The 16719-nt window shown below is 29.4% G+C and carries 10 protein-coding genes and 4 pseudogenes; 7 read left to right on the forward strand and 7 right to left on the reverse strand.

Annotated features, from left to right (window positions below; translation table 11 throughout):
- Nucleotides 1-179 precede the first annotated feature (179 nt).
- The 5 genes and pseudogenes from Mjas_RS07975 to Mjas_RS07995 all read left to right on the forward strand — a co-directional run.
- Nucleotides 180-1362, forward strand: a pseudogene (locus Mjas_RS07975) (nitrogenase component 1).
- 11 nt (nucleotides 1363-1373) lie between these two features.
- Nucleotides 1374-2776: pseudogene (locus Mjas_RS07980) on the forward strand (nitrogenase component 1).
- Between the two features lie 58 nt (nucleotides 2777-2834).
- Nucleotides 2835-3706, forward strand: a pseudogene (nifH, locus tag Mjas_RS07985) (nitrogenase iron protein).
- Between the two features lie 78 nt (nucleotides 3707-3784).
- Nucleotides 3785-4354, forward strand: a complete 570-nt coding sequence (locus Mjas_RS07990) for a hypothetical protein (protein ID WP_421077631.1) — start codon at nucleotides 3785-3787, stop codon at nucleotides 4352-4354.
- Nucleotides 4355-4648: 294 nt separating this feature from the next.
- Nucleotides 4649-5033, forward strand: a pseudogene (locus tag Mjas_RS07995) (nucleoside recognition domain-containing protein); the annotation flags it as partial.
- 111 nt (nucleotides 5034-5144) lie between these two features.
- Here the strand turns inward: Mjas_RS07995 and rpl18a are convergent.
- The 3 genes from rpl18a to Mjas_RS08010 all read right to left on the reverse strand — a co-directional run bounded on the left by rpl18a (nucleotide 5145) and on the right by Mjas_RS08010 (nucleotide 6427).
- A complete protein-coding gene (gene rpl18a, locus Mjas_RS08000; protein WP_421077632.1) occupies nucleotides 5145-5372 on the reverse strand; it encodes a 50S ribosomal protein L18Ae in 228 nt (75 codons plus the stop codon).
- A 46-nt stretch (nucleotides 5373-5418) separates the two neighbouring features.
- Entirely contained in the window at nucleotides 5419-6102 is a 684-nt protein-coding gene (locus tag Mjas_RS08005; RefSeq protein ID WP_421077633.1) for a translation initiation factor IF-6, read from the reverse strand.
- A 73-nt stretch (nucleotides 6103-6175) separates the two neighbouring features.
- Nucleotides 6176-6427: a 50S ribosomal protein L31e gene (locus Mjas_RS08010; protein WP_421077634.1), complete on the reverse strand. Its 252-nt coding sequence runs from the start codon at nucleotides 6425-6427 to the stop codon at nucleotides 6176-6178.
- A gap of 285 nt (nucleotides 6428-6712) precedes the next feature.
- On the opposite strand from Mjas_RS08010, the gene argB reads away from it, so the two are divergent.
- Both argB and Mjas_RS08020 read left to right on the forward strand, forming a co-directional pair.
- Nucleotides 6713-7603, forward strand: coding sequence for an acetylglutamate kinase (gene argB / locus Mjas_RS08015; protein WP_421078611.1), 891 nt, complete (start codon nucleotides 6713-6715; stop codon nucleotides 7601-7603).
- Between the two features lie 430 nt (nucleotides 7604-8033).
- Nucleotides 8034-11186, forward strand: a complete 3153-nt coding sequence (locus Mjas_RS08020; RefSeq protein ID WP_421077635.1) for a hypothetical protein — start codon at nucleotides 8034-8036, stop codon at nucleotides 11184-11186.
- A 50-nt stretch (nucleotides 11187-11236) separates the two neighbouring features.
- Here the strand turns inward: Mjas_RS08020 and Mjas_RS08025 are convergent, their stop codons facing one another.
- The 4 genes from Mjas_RS08025 to proS all read right to left on the reverse strand — a co-directional run bounded on the left by Mjas_RS08025 (nucleotide 11237) and on the right by proS (nucleotide 16589).
- Nucleotides 11237-12520 (reverse strand): McrC family protein, encoded by a 1284-nt coding sequence (locus Mjas_RS08025; protein WP_421077636.1) that lies wholly within the window; start codon nucleotides 12518-12520, stop codon nucleotides 11237-11239.
- A gap of 10 nt (nucleotides 12521-12530) precedes the next feature.
- A complete protein-coding gene (locus Mjas_RS08030; protein ID WP_421077637.1) occupies nucleotides 12531-14558 on the reverse strand; it encodes an AAA family ATPase in 2028 nt (675 codons plus the stop codon).
- 68 nt (nucleotides 14559-14626) lie between these two features.
- Nucleotides 14627-15133, reverse strand: coding sequence for a DUF996 domain-containing protein (locus Mjas_RS08035; RefSeq protein WP_421077638.1), 507 nt, complete (start codon nucleotides 15131-15133; stop codon nucleotides 14627-14629).
- Nucleotides 15134-15206: 73 nt separating this feature from the next.
- Entirely contained in the window at nucleotides 15207-16589 is a 1383-nt protein-coding gene (proS, locus tag Mjas_RS08040; protein ID WP_421077639.1) for a proline--tRNA ligase, read from the reverse strand.
- Between the last annotated feature and the right edge of the window lie 130 nt (nucleotides 16590-16719).

A 16719-nucleotide genomic window follows, 5' to 3' on the forward strand; every position in this document is an offset into this window, starting at 1 on the left:
ATGCGAGAAGATAAATCTGATGATTATTTGTGAAAAAGTTTGTTGATATTTTAATTTATATTAAATAATGAATAATAAATAATAAATAGTATGTAATAATTTATATTAAATTACCTAAAAATATTAATAAATTAAAAATTCATTTTGGTGATTAAATGGAACCTTTGCAGGGTTGTAGGATGATTGGTGCAATTAGGGCATTTAACGGAATAATCGATGGATATTCAATTTTACACTCACCACCTGGATGTCATTCTGGTGTGATGATGTTGGAAGTTTTGCAGGATAACAGCGATTGGAGAATTGCAGTTTCTGGAATGCATCAAAGAGATTTGGTTTATGGTGCGGAGAATAAGTGTTTATTGGCAATAAAAAAGGTATATGACACATTTAAACCAAATTTTATTGTTGCAATGGATTGCTGTTCATCTGGTATTTTAGGAGAAGATTTAGAGAGTGTTGTTAATTTAGCAAAGGAAGAAATTGATAAAGATATAATCTATTTTAGCGGAGCAGGATACCACAGTTTGGCATATTCGGGTTATGATGAAGCATTAAAATCATTGATTCATTATGGAACAAAAAGAAACCATTCCGAACTCAATAAATTTGATTGGTATAAAAATCGATGATTTTAAGGCTAGGGAAGATATTGAAGAGATAAGGAGGATTTGTAGTAATGCAGGAGTTAATATAAATTCTATTTTAACTTGCGATACATTTGATGCCATAAAGAATGCTCCAAATGCTGAATTAAATGTTGTTTTTGGAGATGGAATTAAATTGGCGGAAGTAATGAAAAAGAAATTTAACATTCCTTATATCGTTGTTGATTATCCTTATGGCTTAAACGGGACATTGGAGTTTTTAAACTCGCTAAATGAGCATGTTAATGTTGATTTTGAATTTGTTGAAGAGGAGAAGAAGAGGATAATCAAAACTGTTGAAAAGGTTCAGTTTTATTTAAAGGGATTCTACGGCATGAGCTCAGCAGTAGTTGGGGACTATAAAGCATTTGGATTTGCCAAATTTTTGTCTGATGAGATTGGTTTTGATATTGATACCTTGGGCGTTTCAAAATTTTACAATATGGACAGCAAAATAAAGGAAATTAATGATATTGTGGAAAATATTGTTATAGACGATAGAAAGGAATTAGAAGATAAAATTATGGAAAATAACATTGAAATACTATTTGGTTCCAGTTATGAAAAGAAAATAGCACAAAATAAAAACATATCATTAATAAGGTTTTCTTATCCTGTGGTTGATGAAATATCTTTAAGTAATACTCCGCTTGCTGGATTTAAGGGAGTTCCTACAATTATTGAAAGAATTATCAATGAAATCATAAAGGCGTAATAGGTGGCAATATGCAATACAAAGAACAAAAAATAAGAATTTGCTCAAACCTTCCACTTCATAGGCAAAGCGGTGTTCCTGGGAAGGTTTGTGGAGCTTTAAGGATTGCAAATCAAATAAAAGGGTGTATCCCAATACTCCATTCACCAGTAGGCTGTGCATTTCAAAGGAAGATAAACACCTTTGCACCTTATGAGATAACCTACAATCTACCTTGCACAAATTTAACAGAGGTTGATACCGTTTATGGCGGTCATGAGAAATTGGTAGAAAAGGTTTTGGAGGTTAATAAAAAATACCATCCAGAGCTCATATTAATTATATCGACATGTGCTCCAGATTTAATTGGAGAGGATTACGATATTACATTGGATGAAGTCAGGGATATGATAGATGCAAAGATTATATACGACACAGGGAATGCAAAGAGAGCTCCCGTTGGTATGCAGAGTGCATTATATTCATTAGCTACTCAGGTAATGGAAGAACAGGAAAAATTGAAAAGAGTTTAAATATTTGCAAACTTTCATACCATAGAACAGACTCAGTTGATGAATTTGTAGATATTTTAGAAGAAATGGGAGCTCATGTTAATGGAGTTTATTTCAATGACAATACTGTTGAAGATATAAAAAACATCACAAGAGCTGAGCTCAATTTGGTAGATTTTCCAGCAGATTGGGTTTTGTATGCGGAGAAGAAATTTGGAATGAAATACCTTATGCCACCAAGATTAAAAATAGAGGATTCATTAACGACTTTAAATGGATTTGCCAAGTATTTGTATGCTATTGCAGAAGTTTTGGACTTAGATACGGATATAATTGAAAAAAGAAAAAAGGAAGCTGATGAAAAACTTGAAAAATATAGGAATGAATTAAAAGGTAAAAAAATAGCAAGTGGATTTTCAGTTCATGGAGGGGCAATGCAAACATTAATTGAAGATGTAGGGATGGAATGCCCTGTTTTAATATTAAAAACTAGAAGAATGAATTTAATGATGAAAGATGATGCTGTTAAGCATATATCCAATTCAATGACAAGATTTATTGAAAATCATCAGGGATATGCCCCAGAAGTATTGATAAATCCAACTACTGAGGAAGAAATAAAGGCAATGAAGGAGCACGGTATTGAATTGTGTGTAGGTGGAATGGAAAATAACATGTTTGAATATTTAAGAAATGGGATAAAATTATTCGATATGAGACGGATGATACAAATATCAAAAATGGGATTCAGCAATTCTGTAAATATAGCAAGAGAGACCTATAAAATCGTCTCCAAAGAACCAAAATCACACTTGCTATTGGGAAATATGGATTATTCAATGAAAAATCCAAGTTTATCAAACTACTGGGCAGATATTGTCGATATATTCCAAACATGCTGGTATTGTGAATGCAAGGACTAATTACTACATCCAATGAACTATATTTATGATTATATAATAGCAATAATACGGTGATACTATGAAACAAATAGCATTTTATGGAAAGGGAGGAATTGGAAAATCTACAACTGTATGTAATATAGCGGCGGCACTTGCTGATGAAGGAAAAAAGGTAATGGTAATAGGATGTGACCCAAAACATGACTGCACTTCAAATTTAAGAGGTGGGGAAGAGATACCTACGATATTGGATACACTTAGAGAAAAAGGAATGGAAAAACTCAGTTTAGAGGATGCAATAGAGGGAAAAAAGATTGAAATGGACGAAATTATTCATGAGGGATATAATGGCATATACTGCATTGAAGCAGGAGGGCCAAAGCCAGGATATGGATGTGCTGGAAGAGGAGTAATTGTAGCAATAGATTTGTTAAAGAAAATGGATATATATGAGGAATTAGGCGTGGATATAGTCCTTTATGATGTTCTTGGGGATGTTGTTTGTGGAGGATTTGCCATGCCTTTAAGAATGGGATTGGCTAAGCAAATTTATGTTGTAACTTCCTCTGACTACATGGCAATGTATGCGGCAAATAATATATGCAGAGGTATGAAAGAATTTGCCAAAAAAGGAGGGAGTAGATTAGGAGGATTAATTTACAATGTTAGGGGCTCATTAGATGCCTATGATTTAGTTGAAGAGATGGCCAATAAAATCGGAACTGAGATTCAGGCAAAATTCCAAATTCCATGCTGATTGCTGAGGGTGAGATTGAAGGAAAAACTGTAATTGAATATGCCCCTGATAGTGAAATTTCTACAATATATAGAGAGCTCGCTAAGAAGATATACAACAATGACACTGGCGTAATTCCAAATCCACTGGAAAATGAGGAAATAATGCAGATTGGGCAGGCAGTCAAGGAAAGGATTAAAAAAATGAGAAATTAATATTTATATTTATTTTATTTATTTTTTTATTATATTATGGTTTATTTATATTTATTAAAAGGCATAAGGGCGATACCATTGGATATATTATCTTATTTAACCCAAATAATTGTCTTATCATCAATTGGGATTATTATTGCAGGAATCATTGAGGAAACAAATCTATTGTCCATAATTAAAAAAATAACAAAACCATTATGTTTAGTCTCAAATTTACCTGAGGAGTGTGTAGTGGCACTATTGGGGAATTTCATAAATCCAACAGTTGGAAAATCCATGCTTGCCAAATTCTACAAAGAGAGTAAAATAAACAGTAAAGAAACCATAGCTGCAACAATAATAAGTCCATTACCAATAATTTTAGGGGAGAGCATATTTAGGGTGCAACTACCACTTGCCATTGTCCTTCTTGGGTATAAATTAGGGACAATATATGTGCTTTTTAATATGTTTTCTGGATTTTTAATGGCTTCAATTGGAATTATATATTCGAATATCGCTTTTGAAAGAAAACCTTTAAACATCGATACTAACAACAACAATGAAAAAATTATATTCAATAGGGCAGTTATTACAAAAGGTGTTGGAAAATCTGTAGAGCTCCTAAAAAAAGTAATTCCTATGATTCTGACCTACTCCCACGATTAAAATCGTGGGGTTCATTAGTAGGGTTTAACCCTACATGGGTGGCCAAACCCACTACCCCTACCCATTAATGGGTTCAGGGCTACGCTATGCACTTTCAACCACCACCAGCGGTAGAGTTTTCACTAACCCTACCCATTAGAACTTGGACTGGTAGCGTTACTTACTATTAATCTTCTCATATTTATATTTTACTACTAACTAATTATAATGTCCGCCTCTCATCCAATCTCGTAAGAGATTTTACAAAACCTTGTTTTGTATAACGATTAAAATCGTTGGCTTTCTCGGCGGTTTATCGTAATTTTTACATTACTAATATACTGCCTGATGACATTTGGTTTAACGGATATTATAAAAGAGATATTTACACCAATATTTGGCATATTGAATTTACCGGGAAGAAGCGGTAATGGTTTTAGTTGCAAATTTTGCCCATTTCTCCGCAGGATATGCCACTGTGGATATTTTGATAAAAAATGGGGTGCTAAATGAAAAACAAGCATTATTAACGCTGTTAATTGGAAATATAATTGGAGTAACTATGATATATTTAAAACACTCCATAGGGACTTATGTGGCATTATTTGGTAGATTTGGTCTAAAATTAGCCATGATTAATTATACTATATCTATTATTATAAAAATTTTATTAATAAGTCTCATAATGTTAATATTCTAAAAATTAAAAATTAAAAAAGAATATAGCATATATAACCATATTTTACAGGGTATATGCATTTAAAAACTAAGAATAGAATAAGGATAAATTAAAGTTAGATATAAAATATTTTTACATGCTAACTATTTTCTGTAAAATAGGGTCTGTGATTTCATCCTCAGATATTTCTTTAATTTCTTCAATTTTTACCATGGTTCTTTTTACATGGTGTTTGCTTCCAATGTCAGAATATATAAATTCCAAAGCATCCTCTTCTTTTAAAGCTTTGCATTCTTTTGTGAATACCATTGGTTCTTCTTTTCCCAATACTCTTCCTGTTATTCTGAATATTTTTGCCATTTTATCACCTTCTTGAATGTTATGTATATTATTTCTTCTCTCCTATTTAATCTATTAAATCAAGACCTTCCTCTATTTTTAACATCTCAGGTCCCGTGGTATCTCCACCTATAACAGCACCTTTTGAGTTTGCTATAATGCAGGCACCTACTGATGTGATACCTTTGTTTGCAGTTCCTCTCTCTATGCAGTCTATTTTCAAGACATCTTTTATTAGTTCGATTTCATCATCTGTTGTATTTGGATGAACTAAACAGCCTTTATTTGTGGCAACACCATTTGAACCTACTGTGGAAAGCCCTGCAATATCGCTAACTACGCTCTCAACATCGAGGATATCCTCAATAGTATTTCTAAATTTTTTTAGTTCTCTGGAAATTATACAGCCTTTATCGTTGGCCAATATTAAATTTCCAAATGCTGTGTTTTTGGCGCTTAATTTTTTAACTATAATTTCTATGTCGTTTTCCTTTAAAAATTCGATGATTAATTCTCGTTCTTTATCCAACGTGAATGGTGGAAGAATAAGACCATTTGAGTTTGCTACACATAGCGAACCGATTAAAGAACTATTTCCAATGTTTAGATTTTTAACTGGAATATCCAATACATTACTACATCTGTCTAAGGATTTCTCCTCGATAAAATGAGGAAACAATCCAAACTTTTCTGTTGCAAGAGAAAGAACTCCAATCGTAGATATTCCAGAAAAGTATTCTTTTATTATCATAAATATCACAAAATATATAATATAACCTAAAATTAAAATTTTTTATAATGAAATAATTAAGATTTAATTTTAATTATTCCACTAATGTAGCTTTTGCCACGCCTTCTTCTTTAACAACTTTAACTCTGATTCTTGCAGGGATTTTGTTTAAACTTCTTTCCCATATTTTTTCGTTGATGGAGTTGTCTAATTTTACAACTTCTGACTTTGTATGTCTTTTTAAGAACTCTCTAACTTTTCTTATAGCTCTCGGAGCTCTCTTTGTTGCTTTTGATTTATTTGTAATGTCTCTCAATGGTATTGTATATATTCTTTCGTCTTCCATAATTACACCTCAATAATATTAATCTCCAATATTAGTGTTTTAACCTTTCACCAACTTGTTGGTGAGTAATGAAACCATTTATGATTTCATCTGATTTATAGTTTAACCTTATTTTAAATAAAATAACCATATAAAAAATAATATTTAAACATTATGGTTATAATATATTACAAATTATAGTTAATTTAAAAGTATAGTTAATTTAAAAGAAATGTTATTATATTTTCTTATAGTTATGTATTCTTAATATATAAATTTAAGGAAAGTCATGGTGAAAATATGAAAATGAACAGAACATTGAAAGCAGAAGTATTGATTGAAGCTCTACCCTATATATGTAAATTTCAAGACCAAAAAGTTGTAATTAAATATGGCGGTCATGCTATGGTGAATGAAGATGCTAAAAATTGGATAGCAAAGGATGTAGTTCTTTTGAGATTTGTTGGTTTGAACCCTGTTGTAGTCCATGGCGGAGGTCCTGAAATAAACAAAGCGATGGAAAAGATGGGAAAGGAACCAGAATTTATTCATGGTTTGAGAGTGACTGATGAGGAAACCCTCGATATTGTTAAGATGGTATTAGTCGGGAAAATAAACGGCGATATCGTATCAAAACTTGGAAAATATGGGGGAAAGGCGGTAGGTCTTTCTGGAAAATCTGGGCACTTAATTAAAGCGAGGAAAAAAATTCAGTATGTGGTAAAAGAGGATGAAAAAATAGAAGTTGATTTGGGTAGAGTTGGAGAAGTGGAAGAAATAAACACTGAATTAATTGATATATTACTTGAAAAAAGATATATTCCAGTAATATCTCCAATAGGTATCGACAATTACGGAAATGCATTTAATTTAAATGCAGATATTGCAGCAGGAGATATAGCTGGAGCAATTGATGCAAAAAAGTTAATAATGATTACCGATGTTGATGGTGTTATGGAGGATATAAACGACCCTTCCACACTGTATAAAAAACTTACAATTTCAGAAGTTGAGGAAATGATAGAAAAAGGAATAATTACAGGTGGTATGATACCAAAAATCGAAGCATGCATTAATGCACTAAATAAAGGAGTTGAAAGCGTTCATATCATAAATGGAAAAATACCACATTCTGTGCTTTTAGAGGTATTTACCGAAGAAGGTATTGGAACTATGATTATTAAGGATGAAAAATAAAAGAAGAAAAAACTAAAATAATAAAAATAAAACAAATTAAAGCAAACCTTGGTTCTCATCAAACAGATAAATATATAATTGTGATTATAGATTATCATAAAAAATTAGATGGACGTGATAACTGACGAAATGTTTCACATTTCGTTGCTTGACAAAAATCAAATGTTTTTGTGAATTTCGACGAAAACCTTTGGTTTTCATCTAATACTCTTCACAACTGCTTACGACATTAAAGTGTTTTAGATGAAGTCGATTAAATTAAGTAAATATTTAATTTATGATAGGAATTACGCTATATTATCTTTTTTCTTTTTTGATTCCCATGTCATAGTATATGTGAATTACAAATAATTAATATTTGGCAACCTCTCTATTATATATATTAAATAAATATGTAGCCAATTAAATAATTCTAAGAATGTGACGTACTATGTCTGAAAAAATAACACGCGCTGAACTTTCAAAGTTACTCAAATATGATGAATTAGATTGGAAAGAAAAAAATGAGATAGCTTTAATATTGGGTAATGTCCATGATGCTCGTGAAATCAAAAAAATAGAGGGATATATCTTAAAACTTGCTCAGGAAAAAAACTTAGTTATACGAACAAATTTAATAAAATCCATACGTGAGCTTTTGAACAATAACATTATTGACGAGAAAATATTTATTTTACTTTATTACATGGCCAATTCATCTTGCGACATAGTATCTAAATTTGCGAAGGAATACATACATTCCATAAACACAAAAATATTAAGCATGCATGTCGCACAGCTATCGAAAAAATTGTATTCGTCAAATCCTTATGAAATGATGTATGCCTTAATCTCCATTGGATTAATTTCCACAATTACGCCTAAATATGTGGAAAATATCCTTCCAGAGATTGTATATATATCCACCCATCATGAAAACAAGATGGTGCAAGGTATAGCCCTTGAAATCCTTAATGAATTTAACATGTTTGATAAAGAGTATATGCTGGAATTCTTTTCTTTAATATTAAATATATACATACATAATGCCAAAATAGATGGTTCCACCACTCCTTTACCAAGTGATAGAAAAAAAATTCAAGAATATGTAGTATATTTATATTTTAAAAAAGACTTGTGCAGAGAATCTATTTTGAATATATTGGCGTTATTATCGGACCATGAAGATTTACTTATAAAATCACTATGCAGTATTACATTATATGCCCATAGTGAAGCATTATTTAATGTATTAGAAAATAACAGCGAGTTAAGTGAGTATTTATTGGATAAATTAATAGATTTTATTAAAAATAACAATTGGATGATTAGAGTTTCTACCATGTTCTTATTTACAAAATTAATGCTTTATGATAAAATAAATATTAAAAAGGAGTATTGTTCGATATTTTTTAGAGAAGTTTTGTTTAATTTTAATAACGGAGAATATCTCACAAAAGGATTTACTCTTGAAATGCTATCCATGCTGTTAAGAAATAAAAAATATGTAGATGAGGTATCTAAAATCATAGAAAAAGTTGGCTTAAATAATATAATGAAGGAATGTCATTTATGCTATTATAACGGATTATATGTTGCGTGTGAATTAAATAAACATGAATATTTTTCAGCAAAGTGTTCTCCACACTTTAGAGATGATTTCCTTGAGGAATTTAATTTATTAACCTATAATAAATATATTAGTCTAATCAATTCCATAATAGTTTCTGTAAAAAGAAAGGTATGGTTGGGAGGTTGGTTAGATAGATATTATGCTGGAAAATATTTGGGAAATCTCATATATGTAAAACCCCATCATGCCAATAAAATGATTGATATAATATATCAACTATTGGACGATGACAATTACATTGTAAGAGGAACTGGAATATGGATTTTAAGGCTTATAACTGAGATGGGAATCCCCCTGCCAAAAGACATCATATCAAAATCTATTGATTCATGTTATGATTGGCATTGCGGCAATAGATTTGAATATGCCTTATTCTATTACACATTAATAAAAAAGTTTCCCGATATAATTGTCAAAGATAAATTACTCCTTCAAAAATTCATATCTGTAATAGTTACAAAATACATTACAGATGAAAACCCCTATGTTAGACACATGTGTATTACATCACTAAAAATTATAAAATTGGATGAATCAAACGAATTATGGGACTTAATTAGGTTGTTTAAGAATTACCATAAATTATCCATCTATAAAAGAATTAACTTACTTGAAAACGCCTGGAAAATGCTTAATCAGAGAAAACCCATAGTCATGTTTATTAAATCTATATTAAAACATAATATCGAACATGAAGAATACGACACTATTGAATCGGTTTTACTTAGGTTTGTAAATATAACCGATGAAGAATTAATGTATATAATACCAGAACTTGTCTTATTAAGGGGGAAATCAGAAGCTGCTGAAAGAATACTACACAACCTTGAACAGAAATACCCGGAGCTCCCCCATGATTTAGAGAAGTCTGAATTTCAAAATATTAACGAGCATATATCAACGATTAGAATGAAAAAATTAGAGGAATTGTTAATATATGTTAATGAAGGCTATCTAATAAGTCATGACTTGCTAGATAAACTTAAAGAAATAATAATTTATGAAGATTGTAAAATTAATGTGGATGTTATAATAGAGATTTTGAAGAATATGGGAAACGAGCCTGAAAGTAATAAGATAATTGAAGAAACATCTGAATTAATGGAGTATTTAAAGGAAAATCTTATACATTCTAATGTATTGAATATAAAAGATTTAAAATATAGAGATTGGAAAGAGATATATGCGAAGTTGTCAAATACGCTGATAGATGGACTTTCCAATGTATTTAAAAACGATAGTATTGAGGATATTATAGAATCATTTATGTATATGTTAAACAATAAAGATTGTGTAATTTTAAAAATAAGAATTGTAGATATATTACTTGAAAGTATATATACTAATGATGAGCTCCTAAAAAAATTATCATGTCATAAAAATACATTCCCAACGTTATTGAGTTTATATTTACGTAAGGGATACCATCTTTTGTCAAAAAAAGCTTTAATTCTTCTCGAAGAACTATCGCTAAGTAATAGTTATTGGATGAAAAATAATCTAATAGAATACTTTAAAAATAACCCGTCAAATTTTGAAAAAATATTATTCATTATGTCTGAAAACATTTCTACAAATGTGATGATAGAGATATTGGGATTTATTGAATACGTATTTAAAAACGAAATGGCAGTATGTCGATTAGATGATGCTGTGTATATCGTGAAAATACTGGAAAAAATTAATAATAACTACCCGTGGTTTTTATTTAAAAAAACCGTCGATGTTATATTATCCTGCCAGAGTATAAAAACAAACAGGAAGCTGGTTAAAAAAGTCGCTAAAAAGCTAATAGAGTATGCAAAAAATTCAAAAGACGAAATAAATAAAGAGTATGTGTCAATATATATGAAAAAATTGTTAGGCGTCCAAAATATAAATATAGAGGAGCTCGACGAAGAAGCTATTGAGAATATTATTGACATTAGTATAAAGAATAAGACAGCCAACAACAACAATCAAACAACTTAGTGATTCATGGATTTATTAAAAGACCTTTCTATATTATACTGCAATTAATATCAGAGCCCCGTAAATATTTTCTTCAAGTCAATATTTACATTTTCAACATATTCCTTTTGATTTTGCCCGTTGTGTTTTAAATTTATGGTTCTTATAAATAAATGTTCTTCCTCATTAAAGGCGTATTCTTTATTAAATTCTTTTTCGTATTTTGGATATAGTAATACTCCCTTTTTACAGTCGTATTTTTTTAAATAGGCAAACATTTGGTAGGCGTCGCTTTGATTTATATTGTAATTTTTAGTTTTATCGTCAATGAGATTTTTATATTTTGTATCAATTATTAAAAATGGCTTGTTGGTGTTATTGGAGCTATAAACTACAATATCGGGCTTTAATCTAAAAGTGTTATTATTGTTTTCATCGGTCAATAGGTAGAGCTCACTATGTTGTAAGTGTATTACACATTCATTATTAAAAATTTCATCATAATGTTTTTTTAAAATAGTTCCGACAAATTCTTCAAATAAATAATCCATGTTAAAAATTAAGGAAAAGGTTTTCAAATCCTTTGAATTTAAATTTGTTGATTCATTTAAAATAAACATTTTTGCCATTTCTATGTATGGCTTAAACCTCTCGTTCATTCTGTTGAATTTTACTTTTTTAAAATCGTTAATAGTAATGGTTTTATAATCAATATCACTTAAAACAAAGCTTAAATCACTTAAAAGCTTCTTATTTTTTGGATTGTTTGTTATGTTTTTTAGGAGCTCTACGGCGTATTTAAAAATTTTATTTATTAAATTATTTTCTGAAAATTCCGCATATTTGCAGTATAATTTATGTTTATTTATATAATTATGTTTTATTTGCTTTGTGGTGTGTAGTTTTCCTTTTAAATATGTTAAATTTTCCTCTTTTTTGTTGTAGTTTTTGTAAATTCCGTTTTCAATCTCCTTTAATAAATTTTTAGCAAAAAGGTATATATAAATTTCAAATAAATCATTGTTCTTTGATAAATTTGCAAAATTTTCCTTAATTTTCAATTTCTTTGTGTATGAAAGCATATATAAAAGGTTGGTAAGTGCTTCTTTTTGTTTTTGTTCTTCGTTTCTTTCGTTTTTGTAAATTTTAGGTAGAATTTGAATTGTTGTGTTGTTTATTTTCAGAGCTCCTACAAATTGTTTTGCTTTTATTGTTTTATGCCCATCTTTAAAAATTTTTAATTTTCTGTTTAGTTTTATAAGTTTTAGGATGTCTTTTTTAGACATTCCGCAGTGTTTCAACTCCCCAAATGTTTTCCTTTCATGCTCAAAAAAAGTAATAGTTTTATTTTTCATTTTACTCCCCTTATGTAATTACTGAATTTAATGCTTTTATAAATTCCTTCCCTTCATATTCTTTAATTTCATATAATTTTAAATCATCATCAATTAAATCGTAATTTATTTTTATATTTGGTTTTTTATCATCGATAAAGCCCTTTAAAATCTCCTTTAAGCATTCCCAATCGTTGTAAAAGTATTCCATTAATAAAGGTATTATTTCGTTATACCAAACAAATCTTAAATCATCTATATCTTTAACATTTAAAAAGTATGAATGCCCTATTCTGTGGTCTCTATCTTTTAAAAGTGTTATTTTAGTGTTTATTGTCTCCAATAGTTTTTTAAGGAATTCATCATTTCCTAATCTTTTGAACATTTTTTCAATGTCTTTTTTAGTGTTATTAAATTCCTCATCGTCGCATTTATTTTTCCATATCTTAATTAAACTATCCTTTGTTATTAAATCATAGATTGGCTCTATTTCTAGAAATCCAAATCTTCGCCTTAATGCTGTATCTAATAAGGCAATGCTTTTATCCGCGGTGTTCATTGTTCCGATTATATATAAATTTGGTGGCACTGCAAAAGGTTCTTTTGAATAAGGTAATTCTACTATCATTCCACCATCTTCTCCCCCTAATCGTTTATCCTTTTCTAAAAGTGTTATCAATTCCCCTAAAATGTTTGATATGTTCCCTCTGTTTATTTCGTCTATTATTAGGTAATATTTTGGTGCATCTTGGAAATCGTCTTTTGTTAGTTCTTTGTTTTTGATTGCGTTTATTACTTTTTGTTTTATTTGTTCATAGTCATTAATATTGTCAAATTTAATATTTCCTATTTTTATTGAATTTTGATGTTCTAATGAGTATTTATCTAAATATTCAATTTCAATTTTCTTTAATTCTTCAAGTATGGGATAAATATAGGAACGGTTTGATGCTCTAATGTCTGATGGTCTATTGATGTTGTATCTATCTAGCCAAATGTCTCTTAGTGTGATAATGTCGATAGTAATTATTTTGTTATGGTTTTTTTCTAAAATTATTTTTTCATTACTATACTCGTCTTCTTCTAAATAATCCTTAATTTTAAATGATATGCCTCTTACAGTATTAAATACGCTTTCAGGCGGATATTTTTCCTTAAAAATATTCATTAATGGAAAGAAGTGATTATTTTTTATAAAATATACAACAAATAAGTAATCCAATTTTTTATTAAATCTTTGTTCAAGTAAATATTTAAATTCTGCAAATTTATCCAACACTCGTTTATAATCCCCCCATTTCATGTCATCAGAATATTCAAACTCAATATCTAAAAAGTTATAAGCGAAGTCTACAACATTTTCATCAATTAATATAAATTTGTCAGGATATATCTTACATAAAAATTCAGTTGCTGGCTCAATGTATTCAAAATATTTTAAAAATGAAGAAAATAATTTCTTATTGTTATTTTCAGTTAATGCTAACCTTAGTAACTCATTAATGCGGTCTTCTTCTGCAAACCACCAATGCCAATCTAAATGCCAAAAATTTAAACTATCTAAATATTCACCATCTATTTTTTCATCATTTTTAACTCTATTTAATATTTTACTAAACTCTTTTTTAGTATTTTCATACTCCTTAATTAGTTCTTTACCTTTCTCCGTTTCTAAATAATCTTTAAATAAACAAATAAGAAAGTTTAACTCCTCACTTAATTTAGTATCATTTAAAAAGTATGTTAAAGTTGTCTGTATTTTATTGTATTTGTTCTTCAAAGCTTCCCAAATTGCCAAAATACACATTTTTTTAAATATTCCATCTTCAACTTCATAAATAATATTTTCCATTTCAGTTTTTGGTTTTAATCCTTCAATAAACTCTTCGTAGGCGAATGTCTGATGAAATGTAATTATTTTACTATGATTTATTTGATTTTCAATAAATTTCTTCGCTAAATATGTCTTTCCAACCCCTGGAACTCCATATAAAATTATTTGCTTTTTTCTTTCTAAAATTTTATCCATTTTATCAAATATTTTATTTTCAAATTCCATATTTTAACCCCTCTACATTTATAAAATGTTTATTTTTCATGCCTATTTGTTAATTTCTATTTTATAAATTATTTAACCTTATCAGAAATATCAGAATATGCCTTAACTTCCAAAAACTGAGCTATAAAAACCATTATTATACCAATACCAACAATAGATAACAGAGCTCCGCAAAAATACAACTTACCAATTTTATTAAATACATCCATATTTACATATTTCGATAAATTTGTGTATGCTTTCTTTATAAAGTGAGCTCCTACTACAATAGACAAATATATTATTACACCAAAGATTAACAAATAAACCGCAGTATCAATGGTTAATAATTGCGGATTTGATAAATATTTCATAGCGGATGACCCAAACACAAATAAACTAAGAACAATACCGCTTACAAACAAAATATAAGCATATAGATAATTTTTAAAAATAGATTCATCGTTGTATTCTTTTGATAACTTTTTTAAAGTGATTAAAATCATAGAACACCCGATAATCGATAAAATTCCGCCAAAAGCATAGGATAATATATTTATAAAAGCCCCAAGATTTCCAAAATTGATTTTTTTCATATTCTCCCCCAATATTGTTAAAAAATAAAAAAATAAAATAAAAAAAATGATAGGTAGCATATAATAGAATTAATTAATATGTTCTTGCAACTGCAATATACTCTTTTCCGTCGTATTCAGTAGTTCCAAGAACAGAAGCGTCTATTAAATCTTCAAACTCTTCGTTGTATATGCTTTCATCATAAGGTATTAGGACCACTCCTTTTTTATCTGCAAGTGTTTCTTTTACCTTGTCTATGAGAGCTCCGCCATCATCTTCAATTATGGTGATGAATGAATTTACTCTTTCACATGCTTTTTCTTTAATTGTTTCCATTATGGAGTTCATTATGTTGTTTATTTCATTTAGTAAATCGTCTTCATCTATTTGGAACTTTTCCCCAGAGTCTCTTCTATATAAAGTAATCTTTTTATTTTCTATATCCCTTGGACCCAATTCAATTCTAAGTGGAACTCCCCTTAATTCCCAGTCATTGAACTTCCTACCCGGTCTTATGTCCCTATCGTCAAGTTTTACCCTGAATCCTTTTTCTTTTAATATTTTATAAATTTCTTTTGCCTTGTTCATTGCAATTTCTTCTTTTCCTTTAAACAATAGTGGAACAATTACTATTTGAATCGGTGCAACATTTGGCGGAAGTATGAGCCCTTTTTCATCTCCATGAAGTGCTATAATGGAGGCTATGACTCTATCGGATATACCGTAGCATGTTTGATAGGCATAGTCCTTTCCACCGTCTGCTGTTTCAAATTCCAATTCAAAGGTTTTTGCAAAATTCTGCCATAAATTATGGACTGTTCCTATTTGCATAGTTTTTCCATCTGGGAATATGGTATCAAATGCCATAGTGTATTCTGCACCTGGGAATTTATCCCATTCTGGTCTTTTTGATATGATTGTTGGAATGCCGAGCTCATCAAAGAAATTTTTATATATGCTTATTGCTTCCTTTACCTGATTTTCAGCATCTTCCTTTGTAGCATGGGCAGTATGTGCTTCCTTAAATGTCATGATTTCTCTTAATCTGATAAGAGGTCTTGTGTGCTTTGTTTCGTATCTAAATGTATTCACTATCTGATAAACCTTTATTGGAAGGTCTGTATGCACTTTCATCCACAACTTCATCATATAGTATATTGATGTTTCAGAAGTAGGTCTTAAAGCAAGTTTAACATCAAGGGGCGTTGTTCCACCATGTGTCACCCAATAAACTTCATCTTCAAATCCTTTTATATGCTCCCCTTCCTTTGCAAGAAGGTCTTCTGGAATAAGCATTGGAAATAGTGCTTCGTCGTGCTCTGTTTCATCGAGCATGTTTCTTATTATTTCAAATGCGTATCTTCTTATTTTAAATCCATAAGGTAGATAAACACCGCATCCTTTTATTGGATATCTTAAATCGTATATTTCCGCTCTTTCAAGTATATTTCCATACCATTCTGAGAAATTTTCCACTGTTTCACCTATGTTGATTAATATAGATTAATAATGTATTTCTCCAAACTGTAAAAATACATAAAATACATAAAAATGAAATACTAAATGAAAATATAAATAAAATATTATTTAAATTATTTATAAATAT

Source organism: Methanothermococcus jasoni (genome assembly GCF_049075655.1).
Taxonomy (GTDB): Archaea; AGJL01; Methanococci; order Methanococcales; family Methanococcaceae; genus Methanofervidicoccus.

What these genes read in the sequence shown, in the direction of transcription:
- rpl18a (WP_421077632.1), bottom strand. Translation starts at nt 5,372, where the DNA reads ATGGCAAAAATATTCAGAATAACAGGAAGAGTATTGGGAAAAGAAGAA.
- Mjas_RS08005 (WP_421077633.1), bottom strand. Translation starts at nt 6,102, where the DNA reads ATGATAATAAAAGAATACTTTTCTGGAATATCTACGATTGGAGTTCTT.
- Mjas_RS08010 (WP_421077634.1), bottom strand. Translation starts at nt 6,427, where the DNA reads ATGGAAGACGAAAGAATATATACAATACCATTGAGAGACATTACAAAT.
- argB (WP_421078611.1), top strand. Translation starts at nt 6,713, where the DNA reads ATGAACAGAACATTGAAAGCAGAAGTATTGATTGAAGCTCTACCCTAT.
- Mjas_RS08020 (WP_421077635.1), top strand. Translation starts at nt 8,034, where the DNA reads ATGTCTGAAAAAATAACACGCGCTGAACTTTCAAAGTTACTCAAATAT.
- Mjas_RS08025 (WP_421077636.1), bottom strand. Translation starts at nt 12,520, where the DNA reads ATGAAAAATAAAACTATTACTTTTTTTGAGCATGAAAGGAAAACATTT.
- Mjas_RS08030 (WP_421077637.1), bottom strand. Translation starts at nt 14,558, where the DNA reads ATGGAATTTGAAAATAAAATATTTGATAAAATGGATAAAATTTTAGAA.
- Mjas_RS08035 (WP_421077638.1), bottom strand. Translation starts at nt 15,133, where the DNA reads ATGAAAAAAATCAATTTTGGAAATCTTGGGGCTTTTATAAATATATTA.